Origin of the sequence: Ruegeria profundi, assembly GCF_049800715.1 — a bacterium.
In the GTDB taxonomy this organism is placed as follows: Bacteria; Pseudomonadota; Alphaproteobacteria; order Rhodobacterales; family Rhodobacteraceae; genus Ruegeria; species Ruegeria profundi_A.
The window spans coordinates 119,894-144,378 of sequence record NZ_JBNAFO010000011.1 but is presented as its reverse complement, the minus strand read 5'-3'; the positions used below and the strand labels follow the sequence as shown (position 1 = coordinate 144,378).

General features: G+C 58.9%; 22 protein-coding genes. 8 read left to right on the top strand and 14 right to left on the bottom strand.

The features are described from left to right. Positions 1–45 precede the first annotated feature (45 nt). The gene (locus ACP15L_RS17550; protein ID WP_425085158.1) at positions 46–762 is read left to right on the top strand and encodes a response regulator; all 717 of its coding nucleotides are present in this window, start codon (positions 46–48) and stop codon (positions 760–762) included. A gap of 368 nt (positions 763–1,130) precedes the next feature. On the opposite strand, the gene aspS is transcribed toward ACP15L_RS17550, so the two are convergent. From aspS to ACP15L_RS17530, 4 genes are all read right to left on the bottom strand, one after another. Next, complete coding sequence (gene aspS, locus ACP15L_RS17545; protein WP_425085157.1) at positions 1,131–2,906, bottom strand: aspartate--tRNA ligase; 1,776 nt, start codon at positions 2,904–2,906, stop codon at positions 1,131–1,133. 77 nt (positions 2,907–2,983) lie between these two features. Beyond that, positions 2,984–3,655, bottom strand: a complete 672-nt coding sequence (locus ACP15L_RS17540) for a CPBP family intramembrane glutamic endopeptidase (RefSeq protein ID WP_425085156.1) — start codon at positions 3,653–3,655, stop codon at positions 2,984–2,986. Then, positions 3,652–4,296, bottom strand: a complete 645-nt coding sequence (locus ACP15L_RS17535; protein ID WP_425085155.1) for an aminotransferase class IV family protein — start codon at positions 4,294–4,296, stop codon at positions 3,652–3,654. The genes ACP15L_RS17540 and ACP15L_RS17535 overlap by 4 nt, the downstream gene beginning before the upstream one ends. Then, the gene (locus ACP15L_RS17530; RefSeq protein WP_425085154.1) at positions 4,251–5,378 is read right to left on the bottom strand and encodes an aminodeoxychorismate synthase component I; all 1,128 of its coding nucleotides are present in this window, start codon (positions 5,376–5,378) and stop codon (positions 4,251–4,253) included. The genes ACP15L_RS17535 and ACP15L_RS17530 overlap by 46 nt, the downstream gene beginning before the upstream one ends. A gap of 177 nt (positions 5,379–5,555) precedes the next feature. Between ACP15L_RS17530 and carB the strand changes: the two genes are divergently transcribed. Then, positions 5,556–8,900: a carbamoyl-phosphate synthase large subunit gene (carB, locus tag ACP15L_RS17525; RefSeq protein WP_425085153.1), complete on the top strand. Its 3,345-nt coding sequence runs from the start codon at positions 5,556–5,558 to the stop codon at positions 8,898–8,900. A gap of 55 nt (positions 8,901–8,955) precedes the next feature. On the opposite strand, the gene ACP15L_RS17520 is transcribed toward carB, so the two are convergent. The 3 genes from ACP15L_RS17520 to ACP15L_RS17510 are packed head-to-tail and all read right to left on the bottom strand — an operon-like array spanning position 8,956 to position 13,510. Continuing rightward, the gene (locus ACP15L_RS17520) at positions 8,956–11,997 is read right to left on the bottom strand and encodes an efflux RND transporter permease subunit (protein WP_425085152.1); all 3,042 of its coding nucleotides are present in this window, start codon (positions 11,995–11,997) and stop codon (positions 8,956–8,958) included. Positions 11,998–12,008: 11 nt separating this feature from the next. After that, positions 12,009–13,046 carry an efflux RND transporter periplasmic adaptor subunit gene (locus ACP15L_RS17515; protein WP_425085151.1) on the bottom strand — a complete coding sequence of 346 codons (1,038 nt, stop codon included), beginning with the start codon at positions 13,044–13,046 and terminating at the stop codon, positions 12,009–12,011. Continuing rightward, positions 13,043–13,510, bottom strand: a complete 468-nt coding sequence (locus ACP15L_RS17510) for a MarR family winged helix-turn-helix transcriptional regulator (RefSeq protein ID WP_425085150.1) — start codon at positions 13,508–13,510, stop codon at positions 13,043–13,045. The genes ACP15L_RS17515 and ACP15L_RS17510 overlap by 4 nt, the downstream gene beginning before the upstream one ends. 167 nt (positions 13,511–13,677) lie before the next feature. On the opposite strand from ACP15L_RS17510, the gene ACP15L_RS17505 reads away from it, so the two are divergent. Next, positions 13,678–14,802 carry a beta-ketoacyl-ACP synthase III gene (locus ACP15L_RS17505; RefSeq protein ID WP_425085149.1) on the top strand — a complete coding sequence of 375 codons (1,125 nt, stop codon included), beginning with the start codon at positions 13,678–13,680 and terminating at the stop codon, positions 14,800–14,802. 15 nt (positions 14,803–14,817) lie between these two features. On the opposite strand, the gene ACP15L_RS17500 is transcribed toward ACP15L_RS17505, so the two are convergent. Both ACP15L_RS17500 and ACP15L_RS17495 read right to left on the bottom strand, forming a co-directional pair. Further along, positions 14,818–16,602 (bottom strand): hypothetical protein, encoded by a 1,785-nt coding sequence (locus ACP15L_RS17500; protein ID WP_425085148.1) that lies wholly within the window; start codon positions 16,600–16,602, stop codon positions 14,818–14,820. Positions 16,603–16,674: 72 nt separating this feature from the next. Beyond that, the gene (locus tag ACP15L_RS17495) at positions 16,675–17,136 is read right to left on the bottom strand and encodes a hypothetical protein (protein WP_170374695.1); all 462 of its coding nucleotides are present in this window, start codon (positions 17,134–17,136) and stop codon (positions 16,675–16,677) included. 358 nt (positions 17,137–17,494) lie between these two features. On the opposite strand from ACP15L_RS17495, the gene ACP15L_RS17490 reads away from it, so the two are divergent. Beyond that, on the top strand, positions 17,495–18,073 hold the full coding sequence (locus ACP15L_RS17490) for a thymidine kinase (protein ID WP_425085147.1): 579 nt from the start codon (positions 17,495–17,497) through the stop codon (positions 18,071–18,073). On the opposite strand, the gene ACP15L_RS17485 is transcribed toward ACP15L_RS17490, so the two are convergent. The 5 genes from ACP15L_RS17485 to ACP15L_RS17465 all read right to left on the bottom strand — a co-directional run bounded on the left by ACP15L_RS17485 (position 18,070) and on the right by ACP15L_RS17465 (position 21,264). Further along, complete coding sequence (locus ACP15L_RS17485) at positions 18,070–19,020, bottom strand: 2-hydroxyacid dehydrogenase (RefSeq protein ID WP_425085146.1); 951 nt, start codon at positions 19,018–19,020, stop codon at positions 18,070–18,072. The two genes, ACP15L_RS17490 and ACP15L_RS17485, sit on opposite strands and share 4 nt — an antisense overlap. After that, positions 19,020–19,358, bottom strand: a complete 339-nt coding sequence (locus ACP15L_RS17480) for a tRNA-binding protein (protein WP_425085145.1) — start codon at positions 19,356–19,358, stop codon at positions 19,020–19,022. Before ACP15L_RS17480 ends, ACP15L_RS17485 begins: the two co-directional genes overlap by 1 nt. After that, positions 19,351–20,166 carry a pyrroline-5-carboxylate reductase gene (proC, locus tag ACP15L_RS17475; RefSeq protein ID WP_425085144.1) on the bottom strand — a complete coding sequence of 272 codons (816 nt, stop codon included), beginning with the start codon at positions 20,164–20,166 and terminating at the stop codon, positions 19,351–19,353. The genes ACP15L_RS17480 and proC overlap by 8 nt, the downstream gene beginning before the upstream one ends. Before the next feature lie 38 nt (positions 20,167–20,204). After that, the gene (locus ACP15L_RS17470) at positions 20,205–20,705 is read right to left on the bottom strand and encodes a YbjN domain-containing protein (protein WP_170468281.1); all 501 of its coding nucleotides are present in this window, start codon (positions 20,703–20,705) and stop codon (positions 20,205–20,207) included. 310 nt (positions 20,706–21,015) lie between these two features. Next, the gene (locus ACP15L_RS17465; protein WP_050604795.1) at positions 21,016–21,264 is read right to left on the bottom strand and encodes an accessory factor UbiK family protein; all 249 of its coding nucleotides are present in this window, start codon (positions 21,262–21,264) and stop codon (positions 21,016–21,018) included. Between the two features lie 97 nt (positions 21,265–21,361). Between ACP15L_RS17465 and lgt the strand changes: the two genes are divergently transcribed. The 4 genes from lgt (at position 21,362) to ACP15L_RS17445 (ending at position 24,470) form a co-directional block, all read left to right on the top strand. Then, entirely contained in the window at positions 21,362–22,249 is an 888-nt protein-coding gene (gene lgt, locus ACP15L_RS17460; protein ID WP_425085143.1) for a prolipoprotein diacylglyceryl transferase, read from the top strand. Then, on the top strand, positions 22,246–23,313 hold the full coding sequence (locus ACP15L_RS17455; RefSeq protein WP_425085142.1) for a class I SAM-dependent methyltransferase: 1,068 nt from the start codon (positions 22,246–22,248) through the stop codon (positions 23,311–23,313). The genes lgt and ACP15L_RS17455 overlap by 4 nt, the downstream gene beginning before the upstream one ends. Further along, entirely contained in the window at positions 23,310–24,068 is a 759-nt protein-coding gene (pgeF, locus tag ACP15L_RS17450) for a peptidoglycan editing factor PgeF (RefSeq protein WP_425085141.1), read from the top strand. Before ACP15L_RS17455 ends, pgeF begins: the two co-directional genes overlap by 4 nt. A 273-nt stretch (positions 24,069–24,341) precedes the next feature. Beyond that, entirely contained in the window at positions 24,342–24,470 is a 129-nt protein-coding gene (locus ACP15L_RS17445) for a hypothetical protein (RefSeq protein ID WP_425085140.1), read from the top strand. The last annotated feature ends 15 nt before the right edge of the window (positions 24,471–24,485 follow it).

Sequence of the window (24,485 nt, the reverse complement as noted above, 5' to 3'; positions counted from 1 at the left end):
CCAGAAGTTCCTAGCGTTAGGCATCTGCTGGATAGGAGAGCTGCCATGGACGATTCGGGACCATTGACCACCATTGCCACACCCACCGCGATCCGACCGTTGCGGGGACAGACCATTCTGGTTGTCGAAGACAGCCGATACTCCTGCGACGTGATCCGCCTGATGTGCTTGCACAGCGGCGCGCGGATCCGGCGTGCAGATTGCCTGAAATCGGCCCGGCGTCACCTGCAGATCTATCGCCCCTCGATCATCGTCGTGGATATGGGGCTGCCGGATGGCTCGGGCGCCGATCTGATTGCCGAACTGACGCAGGCCACCCTTCGGATCGGCGTAATCCTTGGCATGTCCGGCGATGACTGCACCCGTGAACAGGCTATGCAGGCTGGTGCAGATGGATTTCTGAATAAACCAATCAAATCCATGGCCTTCTTTCAAAGAACCATTCTCGAGCTGCTGCCCGAAGACCGCCGCCCCAGCAAACTACACGCGGTCCGAGATGAGCAGATCCACCCCGACCCCCTCGCCTATCAGGACGACATGGCCCATATCGCCGACGTGCTGGCCGGTCCGAATGATCACCGCACTTTGGACTATGCAGCCCAGTTTCTTGGCAGCGTCGCGCGTGAGGCCAATGATCTGGTCTTGATAAATGCGGCAAAGGGCCTTGCCGCGTCGCGCTCTGAGGGTACGCCGATCACCGCCCGCGCCGCGCAGGTTGCCGGGATCCTTCAAGACAGATTGCAGCAAAAAGAGGCTATCTGAATTGATCACCGCCTATTTCATCACCGCATCCCTGTTGTGTTTGTGGATATACCGACAGGCCCGAAACTCGGCGCGGGCCATCCGGGCGAAACGGGTCGGGGTGGCCAATCCCCTAGACTAAAGCGAGGCAGGGTATTCGTGTCGCAGGTTTAACCCGAAGCGATCTAGGTCAGGTTTGCTTGATGCGCTGAGCGACACCACCATCGCGAGAAGGTCACTGGCATAACAGGGGATTGAAGTGGCGAGACAGAACCGAAATACAAACGCAGTCTTGCCCCGGTGATCGACGCGATCAGGTGATACGCACTTAAAGCCTTGTTTCACCCCCTCAAAAGCAAACCGCCCGCTTGAAGCGGGCGGTAGTTTCTTTATTCCTGCGGGATGATACGAAGCCCCAGCTCCATCAATTGATCCGAGCTTGGACCGGATGGCGCATCCATCATCAAATCTTCGGCGCGTTGGTTCATCGGGAACATCATGACCTCGCGAATGTTGGCTTCATCCGCCAGCAGCATCACGATCCGGTCGATGCCCGCAGCACAGCCACCGTGTGGCGGCGCGCCGTAGTGGAACGCGTTGAAAAGGGCACCAAAGCGGGATTTCACTTCGTCCTCACCGTAGCCCGCCAGCTCAAAGGCTTTCAGCATGATTTCCGGCTTGTGGTTCCGGATCGCGCCCGAGACCAGCTCATACCCGTTACAAGCCAGATCGTACTGATAGCCGCGCACGTCCAGAGGATCGCCGTTCAGCGCCTCCATACCGCCCTGCGGCATCGAGAACGGGTTGTGTTCAAAGTCGATCGCGCCGGTTTCCTCGTCCTGCTCGTAGATCGGGAAATCCACGATCCAAGCAAAGGCAAAACGATCTTTCTCAGTCAGGCCAAGCTCATCGCCGATCACATCGCGCGCTTTGCCCGCGACCTTTTCAAAGGCTTTCGGCTTGCCGCCCAGGAAAAACGCGGCATCGCCGACGCCCAGACCCAGTTGCTGACGGATCGCCTCGGTCCGCTCGGGGCCGATGTTCTTGGCAAGCGGGCCGGCGGCTTCCATCCCTTGGCCCTGATCACGCCAGAAGATGTAACCCATCCCCGGCAGACCCTCTTTCTGGGCAAACGCGTTCATACGGTCGCAGAATTTGCGGCTGCCTCCAGTCGGCGCAGGGATGGCGCGAATTTCAGTGCCTTCCTGCTCCAACAGCTTCGCGAAAATCGCGAAGCCAGATCCGCGAAAGTGGTCGGAGACCACTTGCATTTTAATAGGATTCCGAAGGTCGGGTTTGTCGCTGCCGTACCACAGCGCCGCGTCCTTGTAGGAGATCTGCGGCCAGTCCTGATCGACCTTGCGGCCACCACCGAACTCTTCGAACACGCCGGTCAGAACCGGTTGGATTGTGTCAAACACGTCCTGCTGCTCGACAAAGGACATCTCGAGGTCGAGCTGGTAGAAATCGGTTGGCGAGCGGTCGGCGCGCGGGTCTTCGTCACGGAAGCACGGCGCGATCTGGAAATACTTGTCGAAACCCGACACCATGATCAGCTGCTTGAATTGCTGCGGCGCCTGCGGCAGTGCATAGAACTTACCCGGATGCAGACGCGAGGGCACCAAAAAGTCGCGCGCGCCTTCGGGCGAGGACGCGGTGATGATCGGCGTCTGATACTCGCGGAAGCCCTGATCCCACATACGGCGACGCATCGAGGCCACAACGTCCGAACGCAAGGTCATGTTCTGCTGCATCGCTTCACGGCGCAGGTCGAGGTAGCGATAGCGCAGGCGGGTTTCCTCGGGGTATTCCTGATCGCCGAACACGATCAGCGGCAGTTCGTCGGCGGCACCCAGAACCTCCAGCTCACGCACGTAAACTTCGATCTCGCCGGTGGGCAGTTTCGGGTTCACCAGATCAGCGTCACGCGCCTTTACCGTGCCGTCGATGCGGATACACCATTCGGAACGCACTTTCTCTAGCTCGGCAAAAGCCGCGCTGTCGCCGTCGCACAGAACTTGTGTCACCCCGAAATGGTCGCGCAGATCGATGAACAGCACGCCACCGTGATCTCGGACCCGATGCACCCAACCGGACAGGCGGACGGTTTCACCGACATTGGCGGCGGTCAGAGCGGCGCAGGTGTGGCTGCGATAGGCGTGCATGGAATATCCCTTCGGGCGCAGAATTCGTCGCGCCGATACACCCTGTCAGGCTTGGAAAGTCAAGGCGGGTCGCGCCGTCAAAACGGCCTTTGAACGTTGCCGGAATAGAAATACACGCCCAGACCCACGGCAAAGATGATATTCCCCGCAATCGCGTGCAGCAGCACCGCGTAGAAGAAGGACCCTCGTTTGCGATAGGCCCAGCTAAACAGCAGGCCGCCAACAAAAGTCATGACGGCGACGATCCAGCTCCAGTACATCAGATGGGCGAAGGAAAAGATGGCCGCGTTCAGGAGGTCGGCCTTGCGGCCTTCAGGCAGGATACCATGGTAGCGGCGGTAAAACAGCGGGCGGAACAACAGCTCTTGCGGTAGCGCAGACAGGAGCGGATAGCCAACCCAAATGAACACCAGCATTTCGGGCCGGTGTTTCAGCAGGAAAAAGGCGGCATCCGGGCGGGTCAGGTAGATAAGAGCAATGCAGAACAGTGCGGTAACTGTCGTGAACGCGACCAGTTCACGGACCGACCAGTTTGCCCAATTGTAGCGAAGTTCGGCCCATTGGAAGCCCGGTGTGGCATGCAACAGGACAATGCCCAGTCCAGTGAATGCAAACAAAGCCGGGAACATCCAGTTGGGCGGGAACAGGACTGCAATCAGCAGAGGGACCGCAACGAAGAACGCACCGAACTCAAGCCGCAGACACCCCATCGCCACCGGTCGGTGATCCAACGCGCTGTCGTTGCTCATAGTGCCACCAGCTTTGCGGGGATTAGGCCGCGCAGAGAGTTGCCCATATAAATCGCCTTGGCGGAACTCAGATCATTCATGGTTAGAACGGCCTCGGCCCAACCCTCCTCCAAAAGCTGTTCGCGTAGAATGCCCGGCAAAAGACCGCAGGACACAGGAGGCGTAAGCCTGCGCCCGTCCGGCATTTCAATGAACAGATTGGTGATGGTTCCTTCGCACAGCTCTTCCCGCTCGTTGAAGAACAGCAGCTCGTCAATGCCATCCGGCAGGGAGGCTCGGGCAGTATCATAAACCACGCGGCGCGTGGTTTTGTGCTGCAACCATATGTCGTCCGAGTTCAGCCGGGTCTGAGAAATCCCCAACCGCCAGATCTCAGGATTGCCAGCTAACGCGGCCGTGGTCAGGTCAAAGCCTCCATGGACATCCATGGTCAACCGACACCGCAAGGGGGCATCGCTGGTAACGCCGGACAATATCACAAGCGCCGCATTGCGGTCGAAGGACAGCGCCAAGTCCTTTGCCGTGCGCGCCATGCGGTCAAGGTGCCGATCACGCCGCACGAAGCCCTGATCGGGTTGAAAGCCAAGGGTTTCGATCAGGCGGAAATCAGGCTCAACTGGTGGGCGAAGCGGGCTTTCCATAGGGCTTCCTCGTATTCAGATGGGGCTGTGCTGTCCCAAACCACGCCGCCGCCGACATTCAGGGTGGCGTTTCCATCGTCCATCATCAGTGTGCGGATGGCGACGTTGAATTCCGACCGGCCATCCGGCGCGGCCCAGCCGATGGTTCCGCAATAAATATCACGCGCCCAGGGCTCCAGCTCGGACAGGATCTCCATCGCACGGATCTTGGGCGCGCCGGTGATGGAACCACAGGGGAACAGTGCCGTCATGATGTCGGACAACCCGGCCCCGACCTGCAGCTGCGCCCGCACCAGCGATACCATCTGATGCACCGTGGCATAGGTTTCGACCTTGAAGAGCTCCGGCACGTGAACCGAACCGGGCAGCGCCACGCGGCTGATATCATTGCGCAGCAGGTCAACGATCATCAGGTTCTCGGCCCGGTTCTTCTCATCCGACGACAGGAAATTACGGCGGCGGGCGTCCTCGGCCATGTCCTCGCTGCGCGGCTGGGTGCCCTTCATGGGGCGCGTTTCGATCCGACCGGTTTCATCCGTGCGGAAGAAAAGCTCGGGCGAGCGACTAAGAAGGTCGGGCAGCCCGTCCTGTTGAACCAGCGCTCCGTGGCCGACCGGTTGGCCGGATGTAAGCGCCGCGTATAGCGCCGCGCTGTCTCCATCAACCGTCAGATCAATCGGGAAGGTCAGGTTCGCCTGATATATATCCCCAGCCCCGATAGCATAATGCACTGCCTGAAAGGCCTGACTGTACCGGCTCTCATCCCAACGCGGCTGAAACGCAGATACGCCGCCATGGGCTTTGGGCAATGTGCTTTGGTCCGGCTCGTCGTAAACCCCGAAACACAACAGCGGCAGCTTCCGGTCTTTCGGCAACAAACCATGCAGCCGAGGCTCCAGCACATAGCCCAGCTCATAACTCGCATACCCAGCCAGCCACCCGCCCGCCGCGCGCGCGTCATCGAGGGCCGCCAACGCGTGTGGCACCTCCTCCGCGGCATCCGCCCGGATGATGTGGGATGGCCGGTCGAACCGGGTTCCCGGACCGGCAGGTCCCTGATCAAAACGAATACGCAAGTGCATCCTCATAAGCCGTGATGCGCGATATAGAGAATACTCTGCCAAGGGAAAGGGGGGAAAGCGGCAATTTCACCTCTGTTCCCGATACCTCTTGCACCTTTTCGCGCTGTCCCTATAACGCAGGACAATTTGGGCGCTGGGGCGGTGCCCTGACTCGCTGACAATCGAAGGAACAAGGCCATGCCGAGAAGAACCGACATCCAGTCGATCATGATCATTGGGGCGGGCCCCATTGTTATCGGACAAGCCTGCGAGTTTGACTATTCCGGCGCTCAGGCCTGTAAGGCGCTGCGCGAGGAAGGGTACCGGGTCATTCTGGTGAACTCGAACCCCGCGACGATCATGACCGACCCGGGTCTGGCCGATGCGACGTATATTGAGCCGATCACTCCCGAAGTGGTCGCCAAGATCATCGAGAAAGAGCGCCCCGATGCCCTGCTGCCCACTATGGGTGGTCAAACCGGCCTGAATACCTCGCTGGCGTTGGAAGAGATGGGCGTGCTGGACAAGTTCGGTGTCGAGATGATCGGCGCCAAGCGCGACGCCATCGAAATGGCCGAAGACCGCGCCTTGTTCCGCGAGGCGATGGACCGGCTGGGTCTTGAAAACCCCAAGGCAACCATCGTGACCGCCCCCAAGCGCGAAGACGGCTCCACCGATCTGGACGCCGGTGTGCAAATGGCGCTGGATGAGCTGGAAGAGATCGGCCTGCCCGCCATCATCCGCCCTGCTTTTACCCTAGGCGGCACAGGCGGCGGTGTGGCCTATAACCGTGAGGATTATATCCATTTCTGCCGCTCGGGCATGGATGCCTCGCCAGTGAACCAGATCCTCGTCGACGAAAGCCTGCTGGGCTGGAAAGAATACGAGATGGAGGTGGTGCGCGACACTGCCGACAACGCGATCATCGTATGTTCCATCGAAAACGTCGATCCGATGGGTGTGCATACGGGTGACTCGATCACCGTGGCCCCTGCCCTGACCCTGACCGACAAGGAATACCAGATCATGCGCAACGGCTCGATCGCCGTTCTGCGAGAGATCGGCGTCGAAACCGGCGGGTCGAACGTACAATGGGCGATCAATCCCGAAGATGGTCGCATGGTCGTGATCGAGATGAACCCGCGGGTATCGCGCTCATCCGCTCTGGCCTCCAAAGCGACCGGTTTCCCGATTGCCAAGATCGCCGCCAAGCTAGCCGTCGGCTACACGCTGGACGAGCTGGACAACGACATTACCAAGGTCACGCCCGCTTCGTTCGAGCCGACCATTGACTATGTCGTCACCAAGATCCCAAAATTCGCGTTCGAGAAATTCCCTGGATCCGAACCCTATCTGACCACCGCGATGAAGTCGGTGGGTGAGGCCATGTCCATTGGCCGCACGATCCACGAATCGATGCAAAAGGCTCTGGCCTCGATGGAATCGGGCCTGACCGGCTTTGATGAGATCGAAATCCCCGGCCTGAATGTCGGTGTCTGGGAAGAAGCGGACGACAAAGCTGCCGTGATCAAAGCAATCAGCCAGCAGACCCCCGACCGTTTGCGTACCATCGCTCAGGCCATGCGTCACGGTCTGTCCGATGATGAGATTTTCGGCGTTACCAAATTCGACCCTTGGTTCCTGGCCCGCATCCGCGAGATCATCGAGGCCGAGCGCCAGGTCCGCAAAGACGGCCTGCCGGTCACCGAAGACGGCATCCGCAAGCTAAAAATGCTGGGCTTCACCGACGCACGTCTGGGCAACCTGACTGGCCGTGACGAAGACAACGTCCGCCGCGCCCGCCGCAATCTGGGCGTAAAGGCCGTGTTCAAACGCATTGACACCTGCGCCGCCGAATTCGAAGCGCAGACACCTTATATGTACTCGACCTACGAAGCTCCGATGATGGGTGAGGTCGAATGCGAGGCACGTCCAAGCGACCGCAAAAAGGTCGTCATCCTCGGCGGCGGTCCGAACCGGATCGGTCAGGGCATCGAGTTCGACTATTGCTGCTGTCACGCCTGCTTCGCGCTAACCGACGCGGGGTATGAGACCATCATGGTCAACTGCAACCCCGAGACGGTCTCGACGGACTATGACACCTCGGACCGTTTGTATTTTGAGCCGCTGACCTTTGAGCACGTCATGGAAATCCTGACGAAAGAGCAGGAAAACGGCACGCTGCACGGCGTCATCGTTCAATTCGGCGGCCAGACTCCGCTGAAACTGGCGAACGCGCTTGAGGCCGAAGGCATTCCGATCCTCGGCACCACGCCCGACGCGATCGACCTAGCTGAAGACCGTGAACGCTTCCAGGCGCTGGTCAACGAGCTGGGCCTGAAGCAGCCGAAAAACGGCATCGCTTCGACCGATGAACAAGCGCTTGAGATCGCAGAGGAAATCGGCTTCCCGCTGGTGATCCGCCCTTCTTACGTTCTGGGCGGTCGTGCGATGGAGATCGTGCGCGATATGGATCAGCTGCGGCGCTACATCAACGAGGCTGTTGTGGTCTCGGGCGACAGCCCGGTTCTGCTGGACAGCTATCTGGCCGGTGCGGTTGAGCTGGACGTGGACGCTCTGTGCGATGGCACCGATGTTCACGTTGCAGGCATTATGCAGCATATCGAAGAGGCAGGCGTTCACTCGGGCGACTCGGCCTGCTCACTGCCGCCCTATTCACTGTCGAAAGAGATCATCGAGCAGATCAAGGAACAAGCGTTTAAACTGGCCAAGGCGTTAAACGTGGTCGGCCTGATGAACGTCCAGTTTGCGATCAAGGATGGTGAGATTTACCTGATCGAAGTAAACCCCCGCGCCTCGCGTACCGTACCCTTCGTCGCCAAGGCCACCGACAGCGCGATTGCGTCCATCGCGGCGCGTGTGATGGCCGGTGAGAAACTGGCGGACTTCCCGAAACGCCCGCCCTACAAGACAGTCGATGACAGCAAGATCGCCGACCAGATGACGCTGGCCGACCCCGACATGCCGTGGTTCTCGGTGAAAGAGGCCGTGCTGCCCTTCGCCCGCTTCCCCGGCGTCGACACCATTCTGGGCCCGGAAATGCGCTCGACCGGTGAGGTCATGGGCTGGGATCGCGACTTCCCGCGCGCATTCCTGAAGGCACAGATAGGCGCTGGCATGGTGCTGCCCTCATCCGGCCGCGCATTCATCTCGATCAAGGATGCAGACAAAGGGCCGGACATGTTGGAGGCCGCGCGCGTTCTGGTCGATCAGGGCTTTGAACTGGTCGCCACACGCGGCACGCAAACCTGGTTGGACACGCAGGGCGTACCTTGCGAAGTGGTTAACAAGGTCTATGAGGGACGCCCGGATGTGACTGACCTGATGAAAGACGGCGGTGTTCAGCTGGTGATGAACTCAACCGAAGGCGCACAGGCGGTGGAAGACAGCCGGTCGATCCGCTCAATCGCTCTGTATGACAAGATCCCCTATTTCACCACCGCCGCCGCCAGCTACGCAGCAGCGTTGGCGATCAAGGCGCAGGCCGAAGGTGACGTCGAGGTGAAATCGCTGCAGGGCTGACCTGCAGAACCAAGGAAAAAGCAAAACCCCCGGTCGTTGAACGGGGGTTTTTCATTTAAGCAGCAACAGCTTGCCGTTTCTCATCTCGCTGGAAGAACAGCAGATAGAAGACCGGGGCCGCGACCATCGTCAGGACCGTAGCAAAAGCCAACCCGCCCATGATGGTGACCGCCATCGAGACAAAGAACGCATCCGTCAGCAGCGGAGCCATCCCAAGGATCGTTGTAATCGCAGCCAGCATCACAGGTCGCAAACGCGAGACGGATGCTTCGATGATCGACTCCTGCAGGGGTTTACCGGTTGCGCGGACCAGATCAATCTCTTCGACCAGAACGATGCCATTCTTGATCAGCATGCCCGACAAGCTGAGCAGACCCAGAAGCGCCGTAAAGGTGAACGGCAGTCCGGTGCCAAGCAAACCGATGACCACACCGTTCACCGACATGGGCACCAAAAGCCAAATGATGACCGGCTGGCGGATCGCATTGAACAACAACACCGAGATCAGCACCATGATCAACAGGCTCAGTGGCAATTGCCTGCCAAGGCTTTCCTGGGCATCGCCCGAGTCCTCGAACTCACCTCCCCATTCCATACGATAGCCGGGTGGCAGGTCCATCTCTTCAATCGTTGCGCGCACCTCGGAATGCACCTGCGCTGCGGTCACATCTGGTGGGATATCCGCGCCAACGGTGATTGTCAGAACCCGGTTGCGCCGGTGGACCTCGGTGTTGAGCAACTGGTATTCGAACCCGTCCACCATCTGTTCGATGGGCACGAATTGGCCTGACTGATCGGAATACACGACCTGATCGACGATCGAATAGTCACCCTCTGCAGGGCGGCGCAGAATGATCGGGATCAGGCGGTCACGCTCACGCAGGACGCCACCGGTGATGCCGTCGGTCGAGAATTGCAGCGTGGCCGCAATATCTTCACGCGAAACACCGGCTGTCTGCGCGCGTTCAGTTGCGTAGATCGGTTGCACCGCCAGCTCTTTTTCGCGCCAGTCATGATGGACGTTGAGCGCGTTCGGCGTGGCAGCCGCCATACGTTGAACCGCTTCGTCCGCCAACTGCCTCAGCACGGCCGGGTCGCTACCCGAGAAGCGAGCTTGAATCGGCGTGCCTCCCCCCGGACCGAAGACCAGACGTTTGGTGCGAAACTCGCTTTCAGGGAACTGAGCCACCCCAAAGGCTTCAAGCTCGGCCTGCAGCGCTGGGATATCCTCCAGCGTTTCCGTCCGAATGATCATGTGACCGTAGCTTGGGTTTGGGTCCTCAGCGCTATAGGTCAGCATGAAGCGGGTCGCGCCTTGCCCGACAAACGTGGTGACGGACACCACATCGTCACGTTCGGCCAGCCAATCCTCTACCACTGCCATATCCGCAGAGGTACGCGAGATTGGTGTGCCCTGAGGCAGCTTGTAGTGGACAAAGAACAGCGGCGTATTCGAGTCCGGGAAAAATTGCTGCTTCATCAGGCCGAAGCCCGCATAACAGGCCACCGTCACAGCGATCAGCCCGGCCACAACGAGCCAGCGGAACCGCAACGCCCAGCGCAGGATCGCGCCGTAAACACGGAACAGAAGGCTGCCATAGGCGTCAACTTCACCCTCTTTGCCCTGCTTGAAGAAATAATGCGCCAACATCGGTGTTACTGTGATTGCCAGAACCCAGCTGAGCAGCAATGAGATCCCGATAACTGCAAAGAGCGAGAACAGAAACTCTCCGGTCGCATCGGGGCTGAGACCGATGCCCGCAAAGGCCATGATGCCGATGACAGTCGCGCCCAACAGCGGGATCTGCGTTTTCGATGCCACCTCATCCGCTGCATCGCGCGAGGATTTGCCGCGCAACATCGCGATCTGCATGCCCTCGGCTACCACGATGGCATTGTCCACCAACATCCCCATCGCAATGATCAGGGCACCCAGCGAGATCCGCTCCATTTCAATCGAGAACAGCGCCATGAACAGCAGTGTCCCGACCACGGTCAGCAGCAATGTCGACCCGACCACAATGGCGGCGCGCCACCCCATAAAGAGGCCCAGAACCGCGACCACGATGATCACCGACATGGCGAGGTTCACAAGAAAGTCGTTCGAGGCTTGCTCGACCACCACATGCTGCTGGTAGATAGGCAGAATTTCCACGCCAAAAGGGATTTGCGTATCCAGTTCTGCAAATTTGGCATCCGCGCGTTTGCCGACTTCGACGATGTTCTCGGCGGCCAAACCGGCAATGCCCAGCGTAAAGGCCTCGGTCCCGTCGAAGCGGATCATGATATCCGGGTCGGTCTGACGGGCACGGTAGACGTTGGACATGTCAAACAGGTTGATCACCTGCCCTTGTGAGCCGACCGACAATCCGGCGATGGCCGATACACTATCCGACCCTTCGGCTGTCAAAATGGTGGTGCGGTCGTTCTCGGACCGAACCGAGCCGGAGGAGTTGACCGAATCCGCATTGGCAATTGCCTCGTTGATGGCTTGGATGGGGACATTCTGGTTCACCGAGATGGACAGATCCGGTTCGATGAAGATCGCCTCTTGCGGTAAACCCTGAACTTCGACATCGGCAACGCCGTCGACCGTTAACAGCTCACGCCGCAGAAACGTCGCCAATTCGTGCTTTTCGGCGTCCGAGAACCCTTCAGCGGTTACCGCATAGAACAGGCCGAACACGTCGCCGAAACCATCATTGACGTAGGGCTGATTTACACCGGATGGCAGGCCCCGCGCCGCGTCACGCACCTTGGCGCGTAGGCGGGTCCAGATTGCGGGCAATTCGCTGCCGTCATAGGTGGATTTGATCTCAACCTCGATCAGGGATTGCCCCGGCTGGTTCAACGAGGTGATCGTATCCACCTCACCCATTTGCTGGATCGCCGATTCCAGGGGTTCGGACACTTCCAGCGCCACTTGCTCGGCCGTTGCGCCGGGGTATTGCGTTACGATGACCGCGTTTTTGATGGTAAAAGCTGGGTCCTCCAGACGCCCCAGCGAAAGGAAGCCCCATATGCCGCCAAACAGGGCGATCAGAATGATCAGCCACGTGTAGAGCGGCCGGTCGATAGATGCGCGTGCAATTCTCATCAGCCCGCCCCTTAGTTCGAGAAGCCGGTGAAACGGCGCACGCTCTGGCCGTCTGTCAACGCTGAGCCACCTGCGACAACAACTTCATCGCCATCTTCCAAGCCGGTCAGAACACGGACTTCACCGGTCTGAGTTGGTTCGATGGTTACGGGTGCAAGGCGTACCGTGCCCTCATCTGCGCCAGCCGGAGAGAAGACCATCACGCCCAGCGCGCCATCCGCGCCAGCGACGATGGCTGAAGCCGGTAGAACGATCCCCGTACGGCCATCCCTGACATGCACGTTCACCGACACGGACGAGCCGGGCAGAATCTGCAGCCCCTCAGGCGGGGTCAGACCGAACTGAATACGGAATGTCTGTCCAACACTCGAAGTCTCGGCGTCGAACTCACGGATTTCCAGCGGGAAGACTTCGTCACTTACGGGGAATTTGGCCGTGATAGTGATGTCATCCTGCTGCCCCGAGCGTTGGAACAGGATCTCGGGGACGTCCACCTCGATCCGAAGTTCCGACATGTCGTGGATGCGCACGATCGGTGTTCCCGCCGACACGGTGGTAAAGGCTTCAACCGCGCGGCTTGACACAAGCGCGTCGAACGGGGCCGTCAGCGTTGCATGTTCCAGCTCATATTCGGCGTCGCGCAGGGCAATCGCGGCCAATTGCGCTTCGGTTTCGGAATCATCGACCGCCACTTGGCTGGCAGTCGTGCCGCGCAGCCGCGACAGGCGCGCGACAGTTCGGTCGGCCTGTTCTTTCTGCAAGCGGGCGCGATCCAACCGCAGTTCAAAAGGCTCTTGATCCAGACGGGCAATCAGGCCGTCCTTCGGGATGACGAACCCTTCGGTGACGGGCATCTCGACAATCTGCCCCGGAACCTGAAAGGCCAGATCAACGGTCTGACGCGCAGCGACGCGGCCAAAAAACTGTCGAGTGAAACCCGGTGCCGTTTCCTGCACCTGCATCAACTTGACCGGTTTCGCGGTCTCTTGCGCGACAAGCGGCGTCGCCAAAACGGCCAACAGAAGGCCCAGAGAAGTCAGCTGTTTCATTTCTTCAATCCCTCGGGAATTCCCGTTTTCAGTACGTTGTCACGAATCTTGCACGCCAGCCGGGCGAATTCGGCTGTTTCTTCTGCATTCAGGCCAGAGGCCTTGTGAAACAGATCTCCGGCTGCTGACACCAGCATATCACGCGCGCGCTCGCCTTGTTCGGTCAGCACAAGCAACCAGGCACGGCGATCGTTGGGATCGCGCTGGCGCGCCAGATAGCCAGCTTGTTCCAGAGCATCCGCAGTGGCCGTGATGGTGGAGGGCACGCTCAGCATATCGGCCGCCAGAACACCCATCCGTTTGGGTTCATCCAGCTTGATCAACATATGGCATTCCGGGTGGCTCAGGTCAGTTTCGATGGTGTCGAAGGTCTCTTCGAGTTTCCAATAGAGCGCATAGACGCCCATGATGGCCTGAATTTCAGGGCTCAGGCGGCCAAGCCTGTCGCTGAAACTGTCTGACATTGAAGAGACTCCGAGACGTCGTTGCGGGTCATATACTTCAAATTATGAACTATTCAATAACTGAAGCGGAAATTCACCCCAAAGCCCAAGTTCCCTTAGGTCACAAGACTTGATCAAATGCCCCTGTGACTGCATTTTGAGCAAATCCAAAACGTTCAGGACTTGCCATGTATATCCCTGCTATCACCGGTACAGGCGTTTTCACGCCCGAAAACGTCATCACCAATGCCGAGCTTGTGCAAGCCTTCAACGCCTATGCCGACAAGGTGAATGCAGAGAACGCCCAGGCCATCCAAGCCGGACAGATGGAGCCGATGCAGCACTCCTCCGAGGAGTTCATCGTCAAGGCGTCCGGCATCGAAAACCGCTATGTGATGGATAAATCCGGCGTGTTGGACCCCGACACCATGCACCCCGCTTTGCGCCAGCGCAGCGATGACGAGCCGGGGATCATGGCCGAAATGGCGGTGGATGCCTGCCACAAAGCACTGGCGCAGGCTGGTCGGACGGCGGCAGATGTCGATCTGGTGATCTGCGCGGCCTCGAACCACGAAAGGGCCTACCCAGCCATCGCCATCGAGATACAGCAGGCTCTGGGCATCAATGGCTTTGGTTTTGACATGAATGTTGCGTGTTCCTCGGCAACGTTTGGCATTCAGGCGGCGGCGGATATGGTGCGGTCGGGTTCGGTTCGGTCGGCATTGGTGGTGAACCCCGAGATCTGCTCGGGCCATCTGGAATGGCGCGATCGGGATTGTCATTTCATCTTCGGCGATGTGGCCACGGCCACCTTGCTCGAACGCATCGAAGACGCGCAAGGCCCGCATTTTGAGGTCCTGTCGACCCGCTGCGCCACCAGTTTCTCGAACAATATCCGCAACAATAACGGCTTTCTGCGCCGCTCGCGCCCTGATGGGATGATCGACCGGCGCGACATGCAGTTCATGCAGAACGGGCGCAAGGTCTTCAAGGAAGTACTGCCCATGGTCAGCCAACACATCAGCGACCACATGGAGGCCGAAGGCATTGGCAGCGACGACTTAACACGCCTGTGGCTGCATCAGGCCAACAAGACCATGAACGATTTCATCGGCAAGAAGGTCCTCGGACGTGTGCCCGAGGCGGGTGAGCAACCCAACATCCTGCAGGACTATGCCAACACATCCTCAGCCGGGTCGATTATCGCCTTCTCCAAATACTCGGATGATCTTGAGGACGGGGATATCGGGCTAATCTGCTCGTTCGGGGCGGGGTATTCGGTGGGGTCCGTAATTGTGAAACGGAAATCCTGATCCAAGCGGACTAAGCTATCGCTTTACCTGGAACACGCGGAAGGCATCGTGTTCCGGCCGCTGAAGTTCGTGAACATTGTTCGGCAAACGCCCAGCTAGAAATGCCGAAGGCAACCCCTCGCCTTCCGAAACGGAATTCCAGTAGGCCGCGCGAGACGCGTGCTTGCAGATCAACACGTAGTCCACCCTCAGGTCGGCAAGGCGCTGGCCCATCTCAGCCGGGTCCGACCGGAAAAGATCAATCTGTGACAGATTTCCCGCCTCATTGCGGTGATAATTACCGCCAAGCACCGAATGATGCGTGAACCGCAGGATGTTTGCGGCAAAGTCAAAGCCAGACACAATCAAACCCGGAGACAGATCATTTAAGCTGTCATAGACCACTTGGGTATTGCAGTATTTCAGGAACACTTGCGGCCCGGCCGCGCTGTTCTCGGTCGTGGGTTGCCTAAGAGAAACGTAGAACCGTTCGATGGTCGTTCCGGTCTTCGGCAGCATGAAGATGAAAAACACCATCATCAGGACCCCCCAGAACCGACTTCTCTGCGCCTTATACTTTAGGAACATGGCGCCAAGCACCTGCGCGTGAACCACTATGAGTGAAATGGCTAGAAACGCGCTCATCCGGGATTGGTACAAAAAGAGCGTAAGACTGGCACTCATAAGGAAAACCAACAGAAGATAATCAATCCGCGTGTCACGGGCGCGCGACAAATAAAGCCCAGCAAGAATCGTAAAAACGGATACCCCAAACAAAGCGATCTTTTGCCCCGTATGGCGCGAAAAGGTCGCAAAAGGCGCTTGCGCCTCGGTGATCTGGCTCAGCCAGAATTCTTGCATGGGTTGCGACATCTGACTGATGGGATTTTGCAGGCAGTACGGTGCAAACACATATGCGAAACCCAGAGCCAGAACTCCAAGGGACAGCAATGAGAACGCGCGCGCCCATATCGACCATGCCGACGCAACGGCCCCGAGTCCCAACAGCCCAAATCCTGCAAGCCCAGCAGGCAAAGCGACGCTCAGCGTCAGAGCATCACATCCGGGAAAGAAGAAGCTGTCAGCCGAGGTGGTTGCAACGCTCACCACCAAAAGCGTGACTGCAAGCGCAGCTCCAAAGGACATCAGGCGCGTACGAGCCTGTTCGCCTAACAATACCCAGTCAATGGCGAAGAAAGCCCCAATCAGTCCCAGATGCATCAGCGATTCAGTGCCTATGGACATCGACAGCGCGAGAAAGACGCCAAGCCAGATGCTTGCTCTTATTCGGGTTTTCCGCCGCACAAAGAACATCACCGAAAAGACATACAGCATAATCTGCAAGCCGTGATGATCAAACGAGAAGTAGGTGTATTTCTTTGTGCCTTCCAAAGCCAAAGCGCCAAAGATCAGCGCCGAGATTGCCCCTGGGCGCCCACCCAACGCTCCCGCTGTCACGACAAGGGCCCATAGGGTCGCCATCACAAGCATAGACGGCCAGACAATAGCTGTGACGTGAAGCGCAACAGGCTCGGACAATACCAGGCTGAACAACAAGTAGAGCGCTGCGATCGGCGCATCAACCAGCCGCGACCAGTGCATAAGCGTACCGTCGTTGGGACCCAGCCTATGCTGATACAGGTCGAGCCACCCCTGCCCGTTCAGCAGGTCGCTCACCACCACCCAGCGCAGCACGTCATCTGATCGGCCCTCATAGTGGCTTAGCGCCGTCAACACTGACAGAATGACACAGAGCGCGACAAGAAGGCGCCAGACAATCCCGTCGTCCTGAACCCTATAGGGTCGTGGGAAACCGTTCATGAAAGACTGCTCTGCGCTGTTTCGCCAAAAAATCCAGCTTCGCTTCTGTCACAGGCTTGCGGCAAAAACGTGTCAGCTAACGCTTTCTTCTTCGAGATGTAGTTTCATCTCAATCAGAACCTGCTGCAAAAGGCTGGTTTCCTTCAGCAGGCGCTTGGCTTCGTTGACGGTGATGATCCCGTCTTCGATGGCCGCCTGATACTCGGTCATCAGCATGGCAAACCGCTGGCTCAGGGCGATGACATCCGCGTTCACGCCACCTGTACGCGGAGAATCCGTGTTGCGGTCCCCATAGGACAGGGTGATGTTCTTCAGGTCCGCCAAAGCCGAAGTGACATGCGGATAGTTGGCCGCGTTCTCTAAACGCGCCACTGCGTCGACGGGCATGAACCGATCCGCGTGCTCCGAATTATCCGAATAGTAGCGGCCCAGCGTTGCCTTGGATTTGCCCGTGATCTCGCACGCGGCTTCGATCCCGACATCTTTCACCAAGGCTTCGGTGTGTTTCTTAAGATAGGCCCCGATATCTGCCATAGTTCTACCTTTGCTACCTGCACGCGCCGCCCCTTCTATCCGTTTTGGGGGAAAGCATAGGGAAATTTCCCATAACCGAGTCATAATTGAAATGCCATAAATTGACTATCCCTCAGATATGCGAGGGTTTTGTGAGTGAGTGGCGGCCGTTCAGTGCCGGTAATGAGTAATCGTGAGGCAATATTGTTCAGCCTCACTCCGTTTTGGTCACATGTTGACCGATGGCGTCGCTGTTGCATGCGCAAGGTTCCATCCCCAAAGAGCATCTGCTCGGCCTCTGCAATGGTAACGGCGACGTCGCTTCCCCCTCAAAGATTGATGGGTTGTTCGATTGGCGTCGGCGCTTTAGACCCGCCGCATGGCAAAACTGTATTTCAACTACTCGACGATGAATGCGGGCAAATCGACCGTATTGCTGCAGGCCTCGCACAACTACCGTGAGCGCGGCATGAAGACTTACCTGATGACCGCCGCTGTGGACGGGCGCGCCGGTGTGGGGCGGATCGCCTCTCGCATCGGGATTTCCGAAGAGGCCGATACCTTCCGCCCGGACGATGACGTTTTTGCCATGATCGAAACGCGCCAGAAGGCCGATCAAATCGCCTGTGTCTTCGTGGACGAGGCCCAGTTCCTGTCCGAGGATCAGGTCTGGCAACTGGCTCACGCCGTGGATGACCTGAAGCTCCCAGTACTGGCTTATGGCTTAAGGGTAGATTTCCAGGGCAAACTCTTCCCCGGTTCAGCCGCCTTGCTGGCGTTGGCCGATGAGATGCGAGAGGTCCGCACCATCTGCGAATGCGGACGCAAGGCCACAATGGTGATTCGGCAGGACGAGAATGGCCGCGCCATCACAGAGGGTGCTCAGGTGCAGATCGGCGGGAACGAGACCTATGTCTCGCTCTGCCGCAAACACTGGCGCGAAGCGGTCGGCGACTAGACCGGATTCGGCAAGTCGCGCCCTGCGACGAAGGCGGTCACATTATCCAGAGCCATATGCCCCATTCCGGTCCGAACCTCTTCGGTGGCGGTGCCCAGATGCGGCAGCAGGGTGACGTTCTGCATCTCGCGCAGTGCCTTTGGCACGGCCGGCTCGAACTCGTAGACATCCAGCCCGGCCCCGGCGATCTGCCCTGCTTGCAGCGCGCTGATCAGAGCGGTCTCATCTACCACCTCACCCCGCGCGATGTTTACCAGAATGGCCGAGGAGTTCATGGCCTCAAGCACTGCTGCATTGATCAGATGGCGTGTCTCAGCCCCGCCCGGAACCGCCAGAACCAGGAAATCGACCGAGGCCGCAAGTGCCAAGAGATCGGGGATGTACTCGGCCTCAAAATCAAGCTGCTTGGCACTACGGGATTGATAAGCGACATGCATGCCGAACCCGAAGTGACAGCGCCGCGCGATGGCCTGCCCGATGCGACCCATGCCGACGATGCCCACGCGCTTGCCCGTCACATGATGCCCCAGCATTTGCGTGGGATGCCAACCCTGCCAGTTGTCAGCCCGCACCAAACGCTCCCCCTCACCCGCGCGGCGCGCGGTCGAGAGTAGCAAGGTCATGGCGATATCGGCTGTCGCATCTGTGACCGCTCCGGGCGTGTTGGTGACGGCGATGCCTAAGGCGCGCGCGGCCTCGACATCGATGTGATTGTAGCCGACGCCGAAATTGGCCAACAGCTTGCAGCGCGGCTCGGGCACTTTGGCGAAGACATCGGCCGAGAACAGGTCGCCCAGAGTGGGTACAACCACGTCATACTCCTGCAACGCCCGCACCATCTCATCCTCGGAAAGCGGAGTGGTTGTGGGACGAATCTCAACATCGAACTCGGCGGCTGCCCGTGCTTCGACCGCCAATGTCATTGGTCTCGTGATCCAGAGTTTCATCAGTGCATCCTTCCGCCAACGGGGACGTTGCCATCCGGGCCGATCAACACGATCTCACCGTTTTCATCCGGCAGACCCAGCACCAGAACCTCGGACATGAATCTCCCGATCTGGCGCGGCGGGAAGTTGACCACAGCTATCACCTGCTTGCCGATCAGCGTCGACGGGTCGTAATGCGCGGTGATCTGGGCCGAGGTCTTGCGCTCACCAATTTCGTCGCCGAAATCGATCCACATCTTGATGGCGGGCTTGCGGGCTTCGGGATAGGGCTCGGCGCGGATGACCTCACCGACGCGGATGTCGACCTTCAGGAAGTCATCGAAGGAAATCTCACTCACGGCCCAACTCCTTGGATCGGTCGGTCGCGGCCTTGACGGCGCGGTGTAGCAGATTTGGGAAACCCTCCGCTTCGTGCATCAGAACCTCCAGCGCGGCCTGTGTCGTGCCATTGGGCGAGGTCACGTTGACCCGCAGCTGAGAGGGGTCTTCCTCGGCGGCCATGGCCAAGGCACCGGCGCCGGCTACCGTAGATTTCGCCAGCTTCATGGCCAGCTCATGCGGCAGACCCTGCGCCTGCCCTGCGGCGGCCAGCGTTTCGATCAGGTGGAATACATAGGCTGGGCCAGAGCCGCTGACGCCAGTGACCGCATCTATCTGAGCCTCATCCGACAGACGCACGGTTTCACCAATCGCCGACAGCAGGTTTTCCGCGAGGTCCAAGTCGTCACCGGACACATGTGCGTTGCCGATCATCGCCGTGATACCCTGACGGATCGCTGCCGGAGTGTTCGGCATTGCCCGTACAATCGGTGTGCCTTCGCCCAGCACGTCCTCAAACGTGGCAATCGAGGTGCCCGCAGCGACGGAAACGAACAGGCTGCCACCGCCACCGAGGGCCTGGATCGCGGGCAGCGCCTCGCCCATCACTTGCGGTTTGACGGCCACCAACACCACTGCGGGGGATTCGGGCAGTGGCGTGTTGATGTTGACGCCCTGCGCTTTCAGCCAGTCCGAGGGGTAAGGATCAATCACCCAAACGGAAGCGGCGGGCAGGCCGTGATCCAGCCAACCCGCCAACATCGCGGATCCCATCTTTCCGCACCCCAATAACACAAGGCCCTGCTCGGCCACGCGCGACATGTCCATCTGTGCCCCTCCCCTATTCAACGGTTCAGGGCAAAGGTTTACGCTCGGCCGTAGGCCTCTGCAATGGCGACTTGCATCGCTTCTTCCGGATCGCGATTGCCCCAGGTGACCAGCTGAATCGCCGGGTAGTAGCGCTCGGCGCTCAACACCGCAGCGTTGATCATCGTGTCGATCTGATCGGGGCTTGCGGTCTGACCACCAGCCAGAACCAGACCGTAGCGATAGACCATCAGCTTCTGGTTCGCCCAATAGGTAAACGCGCCCGCCCAACACTGATCATTCATCTTGTTGAGCAGCTCATACAGCTCACTCTCACGCTCGGCCGGAGGCTCCATCTCGAACGAGCAAACCATGCGCAGCGTTTCATCATAGTTGGACCAGGCCAACGTGATCGAATAGGTCCGCCACTGCCCTTCGACAGCCATGGCAATCTGATCGTCGCCAATGCGGTCAAAATCCCAGTCGTGATGTTCGGCCAGATGTTCAACAATATCGATTGGATGAAGGTCTTCTTCGAGAAACTGCTCGGAAAGGGCCATAATGCCACCTCACTACTCTCTAGCATTTCGGGGCCGGCAGCGCCCCAGCGCTAGTTGCCTGCTCTACAAGCCGGGCTTCCCCCATAGGCCTGTACCAAATATGGTGCGCCGCAAGAGGTGGTCTGGCAACCCCATTTCTTGGGGATAACAGCAATAAGTTGTGGACAGTCGGCAACGACGATCAAAATATTGGCGTCTCACGCAGCTTTGTCTTGATTAATCTCTGCAAGGCGGCATGATACACAACACCGCACAACCCGGCCTTGGATTGCGCGGCGCTAAACTTGTCTTCAAAATCTGGATATGGGCGTTACTTGTCCAGTTTCGCCTCAAGCGCGGCGATGCGCGCCTCAAGCGCGGCGTTCTCTTCGCGGGCCTTCTGGGCCATGGCGCGCACAGCGTCGAATTCTTCACGCGTGACGAAATCGCGGTCGGCCAGCCAACGGTCGATCATCGACTTCATCGCATTCTCGGCTTCTTCGCGTGCGCCCTGCGCCACCCCCATGGCGTTGGTCATCAGCTGGGAAACATCGTCGAGGATCTTGTTGCGGGTTTGCATGGCTTTTCTCCGAAATCGCGGTTGTATCCTATATGGGGAAGGATTGGCGCAGGCTCAAGGTTGACTTGCCCTGCAAACCCCGGGCAATGAGACGCACATGCAGGCTGTTCTGAATTTCCCCGATCTGTCGCCCGAGCTGTTCTTGATCCCCCTGTTCGGGATGGAGTTCGCGCTCAGGTGGTACGCGCTGGCTTATATTGTCGGCATCCTGATTGCCTGGCGTCTGGCCGTGATGGCCCTGCGGCGTCCGGCCCTTTGGCGCAATGAGACGCCACCCATGAAGCCCGAACAGTTGGATGACCTGCTGACCTGGATCATCATCGGCGTCATTCTCGGTGGGCGGCTGGGTTTTGTGCTGTTCTATCAACCGGCCTACTACTTGTCGCACCCGGCGGATATCCTGAAGGTCTGGCAAGGCGGGATGGCCTTTCACGGCGGGCTGCTGGGGGTGATTGTCGCCTCATACCTCTATGGTCGCCGTCACAACATTCCGACCCTGTCGTTGGGCGATCTGGTGGCCTACACCGTCCCGCCCGGCCTGTTGCTGGGGCGGCTTGCCAATTTCATCAACGCCGAGCTTTGGGGCCGACCAAGCGAGCTGCCATGGGCCGTGATTTTTCCCGGCTTCGCAGCGCAGGACTGCCCAGGCGTCGTGGCCGGTATGTGTGCCCGTCACCCCTCGCAGCTATACGAAGCCGCGCTAGAGGGTGTCCTATTGGGCGCAGTCCTTCTTTGGTTGGCCTATCGGCGCGGCGCGTTCCGGAAACCCGGCCTGATAATGGGCGTTTTCCTGGCAGGCTACGGGGCATCCCGCTTCGTGGTCGAGTTCGTCCGTCAGCCCGACGCGCAGTTCATCTCGCCTGGCAACCCGCTTGGGCTGGCGTGGCATATCGGCGGCTACGGCCTGACAATGGGGCAAATCCTGTCCCTGCCGATGATCGCTCTTGGGCTATGGTTCGCCCTGCGCGCCCGGCGAACGGCATGAGCCTGCACGATCTTCTGATCGCCCGAATCCGGCAAGACGGCCCGATGACGCTGACCGACTATATGACCGAGTGCTTGCTGCACCCAACTTGGGGCTACTATTCCACGCGCGATCCATTCGGTGCGCGGGGAGATTTTATCACTGCACCGGAAATCAGTCAGATGTTCGGCGAATTGATCGGCCTATCACTGGCGCAAAGCTGGATGGATCAGGGGCAGCCATCCACGTTTGCGCTGGCCGAACTTGGACCGGGTCGCGGTACGCTGATGGCGGATATCCTACGGGCAACCCGCTCGCTTCCCGGTTTTCATGCTGCGGCCAAGGTTATTCTGCTGGAAGCCTCGGAAACGCTCCGAGACGTGCAAATGGCAACCCTGAAAGATCACAATCCGCAGTGGATCAGCAATGTGGCGGAGCTGCCGGACTTGCCGCTGTTTCTGGTGGCGAATGAGTTCTTTGACGCCCTGCCCATCCGCCAATTCCTGCGTGAGGGCGCTGCTTGGTGCGAACGGATGGTGGGTGAGGCCAATGGCACGCTGACCTTTGGCCTTGGCCCCGCCGCGCCGCAAACAGCGCTACAGGACCGACTGTCCGATACGCGAGACGGAGATCTCGTCGAACGACGTGCACCTGCCATTCCGATTCTAACCATCCTCGCCAGCCGAATCGCGCAGAACGGAGGGGTAGCTCTGATCGTGGACTATGGCGACTGGCGCTCGCTTGGCGATACGCTTCAGGCCCTAAAGGCGCATGAGCGTGTGGGCCCTCTGCAAACCCCCGGTCAGGCAGACCTGACCGCGCATGTGGATTTTGAGCCCCTGGCGCTCGCGGCAAGGGCCGCAGGCTGTGCTCATACCCGCCTGACACCACAGGGTATTTTTCTGGAACGTCTGGGAATCACCGCCCGTGCACAGGCTCTGGCCAAGGGTATAGGCGGCTCCAAGCTTGATGAACTGGTGGCCGCACATCGCCGGTTGACGCATCCCGATGAAATGGGAAATCTGTTCAAAGTGCTGGGCCTCTACCCGCCCCAAGCTGCGCCTCCACCGGGACTTGAACCATGACCTTGGAAATTCTCACGTCGGATATACTGGCCCCCGTAAAACACGGCTTTTTCAGCCGTAGAGGCGGTGCATCCTCGGGCGTCTTCGCGGGATTGAACTGCGGTTATGGATCATCCGATCAGACCGAGATCGTCGCCCTGAATCGCCGACGGGTTGCTGACGCGATGGATGTCACGCCAGAGGCGCTGGTTGGTATTCATCAGGTTCATTCGCCCGATGTGCTGACGGTGGATGCGCCCCTTACGGGTGACAAACCCAAAGCGGATGCGCTTGTGACCGCCACGCCCGGGTTGGCTCTGACAATTCTGACCGCGGACTGCCAGCCCGTGCTTTTCTGCGACCCTGACGCGAACGTGATCGGCGCCGCCCATGCTGGCTGGCGCGGAGCTTTGGACGGTGTCTTAGAGGCCACATTGGACGCGATGGAGGCATTGGGCGCCACGCGAGAAAACACACGTGCCGTGATCGGCCCATCCATTTCGCAGGCGGCCTATGAGGTCGGCCCCGAGTTTCTGGATGCGTTCATGGCGGATTCCTCGGAGAACAGCCGATTCTTCGCCAATGGCACCGAGGACCGGATGCAATTTGATTTGCCAGCCTTTGGCCTGCATAAACTGCGTCAAGCGGGTGTTGGGCAGGCAGAATGGACCCGGCATTGCACGTATTCCGATCCGGATCGCTTTTATTCATACCGCCGGACAACACACGCCAAAGAGGCGGACTACGGGCGGTTAATTTCGGCGATCAGATTGTAGATTAGGCCCCAATTAAGGCAAAACCGCCACCTTTCCGCCACATTTATTGTGTTTACCTGACACAGAATCGTAGTGAATTTTGTGCCAGTACTCAGAAGGTTATCTGTCTTTGCCGACAAATGAATGCTGGCACCTCAAACAGAGGAACCGCCAACCTTTATTTTTTGTCCGTTTTTGATCCCGGTTAAGCCTTATCCCTGCCGCAAACCTGCGGCACGTTAAGTCTACACACACGGAATGAGGCTCAGACCTCCGATCGAGCAGGACCAGAAAATGAAACAGAAATCTCGCTTTCTCAGCGCGGTCATTCAGGCCGCACAGGACCCGAAACTGGACATGCCGTGGAAGCGAGTTTCAAGCCATTCTGTCAGGGTTGCACGCCGTCTCGCGACGCAACGCTGAAACAGAAAGCCAACG